General features: G+C 62.3%; 10 protein-coding genes and 1 riboswitch. Of the genes, 6 read left to right on the top strand and 4 right to left on the bottom strand.

All coding sequences use genetic code 11. The features are described from left to right. Positions 1-53 precede the first annotated feature (53 nt). Positions 54-935 carry an A/G-specific adenine glycosylase gene (locus tag GN300_RS14570; protein ID WP_007726916.1) on the top strand — a complete coding sequence of 294 codons (882 nt, stop codon included), beginning with the start codon at positions 54-56 and terminating at the stop codon, positions 933-935. Here the strand turns inward: GN300_RS14570 and GN300_RS14565 are convergent. Beyond that, positions 932-1,957 carry a hypothetical protein gene (locus GN300_RS14565; RefSeq protein WP_230793165.1) on the bottom strand — a complete coding sequence of 342 codons (1,026 nt, stop codon included), beginning with the start codon at positions 1,955-1,957 and terminating at the stop codon, positions 932-934. The two genes, GN300_RS14570 and GN300_RS14565, sit on opposite strands and share 4 nt — an antisense overlap. Before the next feature lie 59 nt (positions 1,958-2,016). Further along, positions 2,017-2,928 (bottom strand): hypothetical protein, encoded by a 912-nt coding sequence (locus tag GN300_RS14560; protein ID WP_063315057.1) that lies wholly within the window; start codon positions 2,926-2,928, stop codon positions 2,017-2,019. A gap of 224 nt (positions 2,929-3,152) precedes the next feature. Here GN300_RS14560 and GN300_RS14555 point away from each other — a divergent pair, with 224 nt between their 5' ends. Then, positions 3,153-5,840 carry a LuxR C-terminal-related transcriptional regulator gene (locus GN300_RS14555; protein ID WP_082845683.1) on the top strand — a complete coding sequence of 896 codons (2,688 nt, stop codon included), beginning with the start codon at positions 3,153-3,155 and terminating at the stop codon, positions 5,838-5,840. Positions 5,841-5,879: 39 nt separating this feature from the next. Then, complete coding sequence (locus tag GN300_RS14550) at positions 5,880-6,305, top strand: HIT family protein (RefSeq protein WP_003945905.1); 426 nt, start codon at positions 5,880-5,882, stop codon at positions 6,303-6,305. On the opposite strand, the gene GN300_RS14545 is transcribed toward GN300_RS14550, so the two are convergent. Continuing rightward, positions 6,290-7,027, bottom strand: a complete 738-nt coding sequence (locus tag GN300_RS14545) for an alpha/beta fold hydrolase (RefSeq protein WP_042453393.1) — start codon at positions 7,025-7,027, stop codon at positions 6,290-6,292. The genes GN300_RS14550 and GN300_RS14545 overlap by 16 nt on opposite strands. Before the next feature lie 45 nt (positions 7,028-7,072). Between GN300_RS14545 and mhuD the strand changes: the two genes are divergently transcribed. From mhuD to GN300_RS14530, 3 genes are all read left to right on the top strand, one after another. Further along, on the top strand, positions 7,073-7,381 hold the full coding sequence (gene mhuD / locus GN300_RS14540; RefSeq protein WP_007726927.1) for a mycobilin-forming heme oxygenase MhuD: 309 nt from the start codon (positions 7,073-7,075) through the stop codon (positions 7,379-7,381). A gap of 88 nt (positions 7,382-7,469) precedes the next feature. Continuing rightward, positions 7,470-7,609, top strand: a riboswitch (cobalamin riboswitch). A gap of 24 nt (positions 7,610-7,633) precedes the next feature. After that, the gene (locus GN300_RS14535) at positions 7,634-7,828 is read left to right on the top strand and encodes a CbtB domain-containing protein (protein WP_003945915.1); all 195 of its coding nucleotides are present in this window, start codon (positions 7,634-7,636) and stop codon (positions 7,826-7,828) included. Continuing rightward, complete coding sequence (locus GN300_RS14530) at positions 7,819-8,595, top strand: CbtA family protein (RefSeq protein ID WP_063315058.1); 777 nt, start codon at positions 7,819-7,821, stop codon at positions 8,593-8,595. The genes GN300_RS14535 and GN300_RS14530 overlap by 10 nt, the downstream gene beginning before the upstream one ends. A 59-nt stretch (positions 8,596-8,654) precedes the next feature. On the opposite strand, the gene GN300_RS14525 is transcribed toward GN300_RS14530, so the two are convergent. Then, the gene (locus GN300_RS14525) at positions 8,655-10,490 is read right to left on the bottom strand and encodes an NAD(P)/FAD-dependent oxidoreductase (RefSeq protein WP_063315164.1); all 1,836 of its coding nucleotides are present in this window, start codon (positions 10,488-10,490) and stop codon (positions 8,655-8,657) included. Between the last annotated feature and the right edge of the window lie 105 nt (positions 10,491-10,595).

Here is a 10,595-nt window from a genome sequence, read left to right as displayed (position 1 = left end):
CGACGTCTCCTTCGTCGACCGGGAGCGCAGGTTCGAGGAGTGTGTCGGTAGCAGTGGCAGTGGAATCTTCGGTGCTGCTGAAGTGGTACTCCGAGACGGCTCGCGACCTGCCGTGGCGACGCGAGGGCGTCAGTGCCTGGCAGATCCTGATGAGCGAGATCATGCTCCAGCAGACGCCGGTGGTGCGCGTTGCGCCAATCTGGGAAGAGTGGGTCGAGCGCTGGCCGGTACCGTCGGCGATGGCAGCGTCGAGCCAGGCAGAGGTGCTTCGCGCGTGGGGCAAACTCGGTTATCCACGACGCGCGCTGCGGTTACACGAATGCGCGGGCGTCCTGGCTGCCGAGCACGGTGACGTGGTCCCGGAAGACGTCGATACCTTGCTCTCGCTACCGGGAATCGGTTCGTACACCGCCCGCGCCGTCGCGTGTTTCGCCTACGGACAGCGAGTGCCTGTGGTGGACACCAACGTACGACGCGTGGTTGCGCGAGCCGTCCACGGCAATGCGGAACCCGGGAACCCGTCCAACACGCGAGACCTCGCCGACGTCGCGGCGCTGCTGCCGAGGACGCGTGCGCGCGCCGCCACCTACAGCGCAGCTCTCATGGAACTCGGTGCACTGATCTGCACGGCGCGGAACCCGAACTGCGAGAACTGCCCTTTGCCGAACTGCGCGTGGGTCGCTTCGGGCAAACCGGCACACACCGGACCACCCAAGAAGGTGCAGAAGTTCGCGGGCACAGATCGCCAGGTTCGTGGAAAATTGATGGCCGTTCTTCGCGAGAGTCACCGTCCGGTCGAGCGCGCGCAACTCGACATCGTCTGGCCGGCCGATCCGGGTCAGCGTGACCGTGCGTTGCATTCACTGCTGGTCGACGGACTGGTCGAGCAGACCGACGACGGCCTGTTTGCGCTGGCCGGAGAGGGTACGGCTTAGCCGACTCGCAGCGGGGTGCATTCTTCGGCTGTGGGTTCGTCGGTCTGGAGCGGTGCGACTTCCGGATCAGAACGCCGAAGTACAGCAGGAACGGCAGGCACCACTGGATCGCAAGGCGCAAGTGTCGGAATCTGTAGGGCAGCGCCGGGCGGGGGCCCGCTGGTGGAGGTCGCCGACTCGGCGCCGATGTTCGGGCTATCCGTGGACACCGCGCGCGACCCGTCCGGGGACAGAGCGATCAGCAACCCCGTCAACATGAGTAGAAGCGGCAGTACTATTGCCGCCGCCCACCGGACCCTGTTGACGGGCCGGACAGCCATGCCGTCACCGGACCGAACTTCGCTTCCGCGATCGGCCGCTACCAGCGCAGCCCCTATCGCCAGTTGGGTCCGCTCGCCGAGAAACAGGAAGCCGAGACCTGCCAGTTCAGCGGCTTCCGCGGACGGCTGCCGAGAGTCTTCCTTCACGAGCATCGCGACGAGCATCTTGGGCACAGGGTCTCGTTCGGCGACGAGGAGGTCCAATGTCGCAGCAAACGTCGAGCTGTCCGCAAGCAACTCGGCCGTGTCGTAACGATGCGCCGAGTCCACGACGCCTGCTCTCGGGTCGACGGCCGCGATCACGGTCTCACTGCCGTCCGGCCAGAACGCGAGAATCGGCGAAACACCAATGAGAGCGTCGACCGTCCGCAGGTAGGCAAGCCGTGCGTCGAGACCGTTGACCAACTCGATGTTCTCGAAAGGACTGGAGGACAACGAATCCGAGACATGTTCGCGCACGTCCGCACGCTCGCACATCACTCCGACGACGGTGGGGCACAGATTCGAGCGCAGGGCTCGACCGGTGGCGACCTCGGCCGCGGAGGCGAGTGCGCGCGCCGACGCTTGCGGAGAGGGAACAGTCCCGTCTGCACCCCAGGGGTGACGGAACTCGTCGATCGAGCCAAGAAGGGGTGTGTCCGCATCTACGAGAGCTGTTGAAATTGACTGATTTTCGAATACAACGCCCAGGCTTTCACGCACTGGATCCTCCATTGACTGCTACTGACTGTTACGAGTGTTGCCATTCCTGCGAAGCTGTATCAGAACGTCAGGCCACCGACCGCCATTGCACCTGGTTCCAGCACCACATCCACCGGCGCTCGGCCGTCGACCGTGACGCGATACGTCCCCGGTAGCAGTCCGACAAACGAGAAGTGACCCTCGAACGGTTTCACCGTCCGCGCTGTCGCGTGCCCGCATTGATCGACGCCGTCGATCACCACCGCCTCCGAGATGCCCGATGTCACCAGACCTGAGATTCGTCCATCTGCCGAGACAGCAGCCCACTGGCTTCTCTGACCACCAACAGAAATCCCGTACGGATCACACACTCCCGGGGTGGTCGCCACCCGCACCGTGACATCGCCCGACCGCACGCGAACCGCCCCCCGATCTGCGGTGACCAGTGCAGCGATCGGTAGACCGTCGGCGTCTTCCCGCTTTCCCGCAGTCATCGTCGCCGTTCGGGTGAAGTACCGGTCCGCTTCCAGATTGCCTATCAGGCAATGTAATCCGACCTCGTCGACACCCGAGCCGTCTCCGCAGTAATCAGGCACGGACGGCAGAACGAAACCTCGAGGCACCGGAAGTTGCACGACCACGTCGGAGAGCGGGTTGCCCCGGACACCGATGTCGATGACATACGTCACCGGATCACCCTCTCGGACAATGCCGTTGGACGGTCCCGAATCGAGCCCTGGACCGTCAGCGGGATCGAAGGGCGGTGCACCGTCAATCACCGTCAGCTCGACGGCGAAGGGAGGCACGAACTCTCCCTCGGCCGCCAATCGAACATCCGACTGCATCGGCAGCAAGCCGAGCGCAGCAGCGCCGACCACCAGAGCTCCGGTCACGACAACTATGCCGATACCTCGCACTCCTCGGCGCCACGCTCTCGGCCGGAGTCCGACGACAACGGCCTTCGACCGCACCTCTGACAGACGAGTTCTCACGACGCTCCTTCGATGTCTGACTCTCGGGCCTCCGACAGGCGCTCGCGGCCACATTTGGCGAATCCCGAGCTACGTTCAATAGAAGTCGCTCGAGGGACTCGAAAGCCAATGGTGACGGCGTGATTGTGTGGGTGAACTTCTCTCAGCCGGGGTGAATTCCCGGGTGAATTGCCCGGGATGGCACGCTCTGGATTCGCACCAGCTACGCTCCTCCCTGTAGATAGATGGATCGAGACAATCCGCCCAAACTCTTCAATCATTGCGGGGCGCGAAAGCAGAAAGGGTCCGCGTTGATGTTCGGGATGGACGGCCACGACTGGGCAGCTATTCCCGAAAGGCGCACCCTCGCGACGTCGATTCCCCGGCAAGCGCTCTTCGACAAACTTGACCGACGTGCCGCGCTGACCATCGTCCGTGCACCGAACGGCCACGGGAAATCGTCGTTGATCGCATCGTGGCTGCGCGCCCATTTGGCATCCGAACGAATACTCGTCTGGGTCTCGGCCCCACGGCCCTCGTCGACACTCGAAGATTTCTGGGCCGTTGTCCTCGATCGAATCCACGCTGCCGGAATCGCACTGCCCGACGTCGACGATCTCGCCGATCCTTTCACCGCTGTCGCCAAATCCCTGAACGCCCTCAGCCGCCCCGTGCTGCTCGTGCTGATCAGGCCGGATCTGATATCGGAACCAGAGTTGGACGATCAGTTGATCGAACTCCTCGCCCTCTGCCACAACCTGGACCTCGTGGTCACGCTCTCGGGCTTCGGCATGTTCTCCGAGCCGTACCTGCTCGACACGGACCACGAGGTGATAAGCGCGAGTGAGCTGTTGTTCACGAGAGCCGATACCGCCCATTTGCTCGCACAAGCTGACGTACACACGACTGACGGTGATGCCGAACAAATCACATCCCTGACAGGTGGGCTGCCAGCGCTGGTTCGTGTCGCCGTTCCCGCCGTCCAGACATCGGGTAGCCGCAACCGCGAGCAGATGATCAGGAAGAACATCGCGCAGGCGATCGACGACTACGTGAACAAATCCGTTCTCATGACCGCTGATCATGTGGAACAACTCGAGTTCCTGCTCGCGACGGCCTTTGCGCGATCGATCACCGTCGACATCGCCGCCATGCTGTTCGAGTCCCAACACCCTGAGGATGGCGAGACCGTTCATCAGATTCGCGTGCGCCTGGCGATACTGGAGACAGCCGGGTTGTTGTCACGGGTCGAGACCGAAGCCGAAGAAACCTGGGAGCTGCCTCCCGCCATTCGTCGATCGATACTCGCGCACCAAAAGCGCGCTGGAGTCGATCCGGCGCAACGTCTTTCGTTCCTCGCACACAACCGACTCGACCACGGTCATCACGCGTCGGCGCTGGACTACGCGGTCGAGGCACAGAACTGGACCCTGGCAGTAGACATCGTCGAGCAACACTGGGTGACGATGATCGTCCACAATCTGGACTCGGTTCGCTCTGCTCTCCAACGGATTCCGGCGGAAGCAGCGGACAAACACTCTGCCGTGGAGGCAGGGCGCGCACTGTTCACGATGCATCCGAGCGAGCGCTCGACGGTAGTCGACTTGCTACCCGAATCGCCGGCAGAACTGTGGGCTCTCGGCGCTGAAGCCGGCGCGAAGGACGCCTTGAGCATTGCCTGCGTTCAATCGATCATGCTCAGGATGGCAGGCGAGTACGGGCTCGCAGCAGAAACCACCAGGCGCCTGTCTCATCTCAGTCGCAGTGCGCTGGAGAACAACCCGGAAGCGGTCAGCGCACAGCTCCCTCTCATGCGACTTCAATGGGCGATCAATTTTCAATTGAGCGGCAGGTTCACAGAATCCACGATCAAGGCTCGAATGGCGTACCACGGCGCCCTGTCTCATGGAGTCGACTTCATCGCTCGTAACTCTGCGGGAAGTGCCGCCCTGAATTGGGCGCTGGCTGGTGAGCCGCGGCAGGCCACACACTGGTCCGAACTCGAACAGAAGCATCCGGACCCCGGCGGTTGGCTCGAACCTGTGGTCAAGATCGCCGGCCTGACAGCACGGGCGCTCACTGCTCTCGACACACTCGACTTCGACGACGCATGTCTCGCATTGACCGAACTCGGTCTTCCGTCCGACACCGAGGAACTGTGGGCATTCGTCGTCTATGCGCATTGCCAATTCGCCTTGACCTCCGGCGACCACACTGCGGCACTACTGTTGCTCCACAATGCGATCGAAGCACATTCCAAGCAGTACACGGCTACATCTTTCGCGCTTCCTCTGTTGCAATCCGCAGAGATCGATCTCTTGCTCGCTCTCGGACAGGGGAACAATGCCGTAGCACTGGCCAAGGAGATCATCGATCCTGCCGCCAATCCGTGGACGCTCACGTCGGTGGCGCGTTTACGTCAGCGGATCGGCCAGAACGAGGCCGCGGTGGCGCTGTGTCACCAGTTCGACTGGTCTGGCGTATCCTATCCGCGGGCACAGATGGAATCGCTTCTGGTGCAAGCGGTTGCACACTCCGAGCTGGGTGAGCCACGCCTCGCCTCTCAGGAGTGGTCCAGAGCGTGCAGCATCGCGGATCAGACCGGACTTCTACGTTCGTTCGCGACCATCGCATCGGCGGACGTCGAGAAACTCGAATCGATGGCCGAAACGAAATCGCGTGCACTCGCCGAGTTCTCGAAAAGGTCGCCTGCGGAATCATTTCCGGAATTCGTACATATCGTGGAGTTGACCGAACGCGAGCAGAAAGTCCTCTCACTCCTGGCGCTCGGCATGGGGTCGGCTGCGATGGCCGACAAACTGTACGTGTCCGTCAACACCGTCAAGACTCAACTGCGCACTCTCTACAAGAAGCTCGACGTACACAATCGAAACGAAGCGATCACGAGGGCACGCCAACTGCGCTTGCTGTAGTCCGGGGTCGGATCTGATTTCGGACTACATTCTGTAGGCATGAGCACCGATTCCTGCGTCTTCTGCAAGATCGTCGCGCTGACCGAGCCGGCGATTCTCGTTCACGAGAGCGAGACAACTCTCGCATTCCTCGATGCACGGCCGGTGAGTCGCGGACACACCCTGGTGGTCCCCAAGCGTCATGCAGAGAACCTCGATGCTCTCGAAAGTCACGAAGGCGCAGAGATGTTCCGCGTCGGCACGCTCATCGCCGGAGCTCTACGCCGCTGCGACATCGCCGCTGACGGAGTCAACTTTCTCGTCAACGACGGGCGTGCCGCGGGCCAAACCGTGTTCCACTCGCACCTGCACGTCGTCCCCCGCCATCGCGGCGACAAGGCGAAGTTCGCTGCTGGACTCCTCGCCAGGCGAGCCGTCGAGCTGGAGCAGGTGGGCGCGTCGATCCGAAGTCAGCTCACGGTCTGAAGGAATTCCGTCACCACTTCGCGATAGCGCTGCGGTTGATCGTCGTGGACCAGGTGGCCTGCATCGGCAATACGTACGTACCGAGTTCCCGGCCTCTCGGCCATCTCTCGCATCTGTCCCTCGGGGGTGATGGTGAACTCTCCCTCGATCAGCAAGGTCGGCACCTCGATCGCCTTCCACTGATCCCAGAAATGCCTCGTGCCCCACTCCTCCGAGATGTCGCGGAAGGTCGACACGTCGCCGTGCAGGTACCACCCGTCGTCGCGGCGGTCGAAAGAATCGAGAAAGTACTGGCCGGCGACGGGGCCGAAGAATTCCTTCATCGCCTCCTCGGAAGCAAACGGCTGCGGCCACGCCGAGATCATCTGCGCCCAGTCCGCAGCGGTGCGTCCACGAAAGTCCGGGGCCATGTCTTCGAGGACCAGCGCACAAACCTTTTCGGGATGCGCGGCGGCGAAGCACCACGCATGCAGAGCCCCCATCGAATGACCGATCACGATCATCGGCTCCTCGATGGACGCAACCGCCGATGTCAGGTCCTCGACGAATGCCTCGGTAGTCAGTGCCGCTGGCGCCGGCCTGCCGTGACCGGCAGCGTCGAAGGTGTAGACGTGGCCGAATTCGCGGATCCACGGCACCTGGCGACGCCACGTTCGGGAGCTGCCCATGAGGCCGTGCAACAACAGAATCGGTTGTCCCGTTCCACCTTCGTCATGCAACACGAGTGTCACGGTACGCGGTGAAGGTGCGCGGGTAATGTCGCTTGCATGGCAGTCGTGAAGATCAATGCAATCGAGGTCCCCGAGGGCGCCGGCCCCGAACTGGAGAAGCGTTTCGCAGCACGCGCTCACGCAGTCGAGAACTCCCCGGGCTTTCTCGGATTCCAACTCCTCCGCCCCACCGCCGGTGAGAGCCGCTACTTCGTGGTGACCCAATGGGAGTCCGAGCAGGCGTTCGCCGATTGGCGTGACGGCCCCGCCCGTGAAGCCCATTCCGGCGAGCGCGCGAAGCCCGTCGCTTCGGGTGCGTCGTTGCTCGAATTCGAAGTTGTCCTGGACGTCGCCGCAAAGAGCTGATCTCGAGCGATTGTGCCTGCCTTGGCGAGCACAATCGACGGTCATCTCGGCTTCACGCGTTGACACGGTGCGGGCTGTAGTGCAAAAGTTCGCATGTAAACGCGATGGTCCGACAGGAATCCGGTGAAAGCCCGGAGCGGTCGCGCCACTGTAATTCGAGGTGAAGTGCCTTTTTCGGCACGACTATTTCGACAGCCAGACACTTCGGCCATCGCATGGACCTAGGGGACGCGAAAATCCCAGGAGGCTTCGATGGCTCTCGCCTATTCTCCCGATACGTCGATCGATTCGACTCGTCTTGCTTTCCTCGCCGCTGCAGTGGTTCTGTTCGCGATGCTGGCTCTCTACCTGGTCGGATTCGACCAGGGCGCTATCTCTCGCACCGGCATGTACATGCATGAATTGATGCACGACGGTCGACACTTGATGGGCCTGCCGTGCCACTAGTCGACAATTTCACGAAGCTTCTCATTCGTGGTTTGTTGGCTGGTCTGATCGCAGGCATCCTTGCCGGCGGAGTTGCATTCGTGCTGGGTGAACCGCACGTCAACGCTGCCATTGCGATCGAAGAAGCCAACAGCGCCACCGGTGAGGTTTCCGGCGAAGCCGCTGGGCATTCGCACGGTGACGAAGAAGAACCACTGGTGAGCCGCGACGGGCAGCGCGCCGGGCTGTTCCTGGCCACAGCGCTTGCCGGACTGGCACTCGGGGCGATCTTCTCGGTCGTTGCCAATTATGCTCGACGACTCACCGGAATGTCCGGGCCGTTGTTGGCGATCGCCATCGCCGTCGGTGGTTGGCTGGCTATCGAGGCCGTCCCCTTTTTCAAGTACCCGGCCAATCCGCCGGCCGTCGGAGATCCCGACACCATCAACCAGCGCACACTGCTGTGGCTGGCCGCCGTGATTCTCGGGCTGCTGTCCGTCACCGCGGCAGCAGCGGCGGCAAAGGCAGTTTCCGGGCACGAGTTCCTCAGCGTGCGCATCGCTGCTCCGGTGGCTGCGTTCCTGGTGATCGTCGCGATCGGTTACGTCTCGCTTCCCGGCATCAACGAGGTGGGCGAGGACTTCCCGGCAACTCTGCTGTGGGAGTTCCGACTTTCCTCGCTCGCTACGCAGGCGACGCTCTGGCTCGTGCTCGGGTTGGCATTCGCCTTCCTCACCGAGCGCGCGACCAAGGACACCGAAGTAGCAAAGAAGTACGCCCTTCGCTGAACCTGCTGTGCGCCTTTATTAACCTCCCGCGGTTAATAAAGGCGCACAGCAGTTCTTTTTCAGCTCAGATGATGCACTTCTTGCAGTCCGTACACCGGCGTCGGGATGCCCTCGTAACGCGCCTTCAATTGCAACGCCAAGTACAGCGAGTAGTGGCGCGACTGGTGCAGATTGCCTCCGTGGAACCACAGCGCTTCCTGCTGCGTCGGCTTCCACATGTTGCGCTGCTCGCCTTCCCACGGTCCCGGATCCTTGGTGGTGTTCGACCCCAGGCCCCACACCTTGCCGACCTTGTCGGCGGTGTCCTGACCGATCAGATCCGCCACCCAGCCGTTCATCGAGCCGTAACCGGTCGCGTAGACCACCACGTCGGCAGGCAATTCCGTACCGTCTTCGAGAATCACGCTGTTCTCGGTCAGCTCACGAACATTGCCGTGCGCGAGCTTGATGTCTCCATTGGCAACCAGTTCGGCAGCGCCGACATCGATGTAGTAGCCCGAGCCACGGCGTAGGTACTTCATGAACAGGCCCGAACCGTCGTCGCCCCAGTCGTGTTCGAAGCCCGCCTTCTCGAGGCGATCGTAGAAATCCTTGTCGCGCTCACGGATTGCGTCGTACACCGGGATCTGGAACTCGTGCATGATCCGGTACGGCAGCGAACCGAACGTGAGGTCCGCCTTGTGTGTCGTCATGCCGGCGGCCAGTGCCCGCTCCGAGTACAGATCGCCCAAGCCCAAATCCATCAGCGAATCCGACTTCACGATGTGCGTCGAGCTGCGCTGCACCATCGTGACGTCGATACCGTTCTCCCACAGTGCGCCGCAGATGTCGTGCGAGGAGTTGTTGGCCCCGATCACGACGACCTTCTTGCCCACGTACTGATCCGGGCCGGGGTGCTTGCTCGAGTGGTGCTGATCGCCGAGGAACTTGTCCTGCCCGGGGAACGTCGGAACGTTGGCCTTGCCGGACATACCCGTCGCCATCACCAACTGCTTAGGACGCAACGTCAGCTTCTCGCCGTTGCGGTTGACCTCGACGGTCCATTCCTGGGTCTTCTCGTCGAACGACGCCGAGGTGCAGGTCGTGGAACTCCAGTACGGAACCTCCATGACCTTGGTGTACATCTCGAGCCAGTCGCCGATCTTGTCCTTGGGCGCGAACACCGGCCAGTTGTCGGGGAACGGCATGTAGGGCAGGTGGTCGTACCAAACCGGATCGTGCAGGCACAGGGACTTGTAGCGTCCGCGCCACTGATCGCCGGGTCGCTCGTGGCTGTCGATCACGATGGCCGGTACTCCGAGCTGACGCATCCGGGCGCCGAGCGCGATGCCGCCCTGGCCGCCGCCGACGATCACGACGTAAGGCTGTGTGGTGTAACCGAGTTCGCGGTCTTCGATCTCCTTCTGCTCGGCCCACGTGATGCGGTTCGGGTCTGCCCCATGCTTGGCGCCGCGCGGACGACGAGTGCCCTTACCTTCTTCGTGTCCCTTCAATTCCTGCAGCGACGTCAGCAGGGTCCAACCTTCATCTCCCTTCAAACGAAGGTGCCCGTGCGCGCGACCGGTCGCAGTCTCGAACTCGATCCAGGCTGACGTGACGCCGTCGGCTTCGTCGGGTGTCTCGGTGGTCCGGAATCCCGAAGGATCGGTGTCGTCGAGTCGCGCGGAGAGCATGTCGGCGATCTGCTCGCGACCTTCGACGGTCTTGATGTTCCAGGTGAACGACACCAGGTCTCGCCAGAAGCTGTCGAGTGCAAATTTGCCTGCCACACGGTCGATGTCACGAGCCGCGAGGGCCGACTCGAAATCCGCCAGCCAGGCGTCGACGCGCTCCTGAGGTGTCACCGCCGTCAACTTCACCTCGGGGGTGACTGCGGAATCGATGGTTTGCGTCATCACTTCTCCTTGTTTGTGAATGTGACACACAGCACATCCCATAAGTGGCCCCGGTCACAAGCGTTGCAGTCTGTTGCAATCAGTGGACGCGGTGCCGGCGTCCGA

This window comes from Rhodococcus sp. Ni2 (assembly GCF_021352185.1).
Taxonomy (GTDB): Bacteria; Actinomycetota; Actinomycetes; order Mycobacteriales; family Mycobacteriaceae; genus Rhodococcus_F; species Rhodococcus_F qingshengii.
This window is presented reverse-complemented; position numbering and strand designations above follow the sequence as displayed.

What these genes read in the sequence shown, in the direction of transcription:
- GN300_RS14555 (WP_082845683.1), top strand. Translation starts at nt 3,153, where the DNA reads ATGGATCGAGACAATCCGCCCAAACTCTTCAATCATTGCGGGGCGCGA.
- GN300_RS14550 (WP_003945905.1), top strand. Translation starts at nt 5,880, where the DNA reads ATGAGCACCGATTCCTGCGTCTTCTGCAAGATCGTCGCGCTGACCGAG.
- mhuD (WP_007726927.1), top strand. Translation starts at nt 7,073, where the DNA reads ATGGCAGTCGTGAAGATCAATGCAATCGAGGTCCCCGAGGGCGCCGGC.
- GN300_RS14535 (WP_003945915.1), top strand. Translation starts at nt 7,634, where the DNA reads ATGGCTCTCGCCTATTCTCCCGATACGTCGATCGATTCGACTCGTCTT.
- GN300_RS14525 (WP_063315164.1), bottom strand. Translation starts at nt 10,490, where the DNA reads ATGACGCAAACCATCGATTCCGCAGTCACCCCCGAGGTGAAGTTGACG.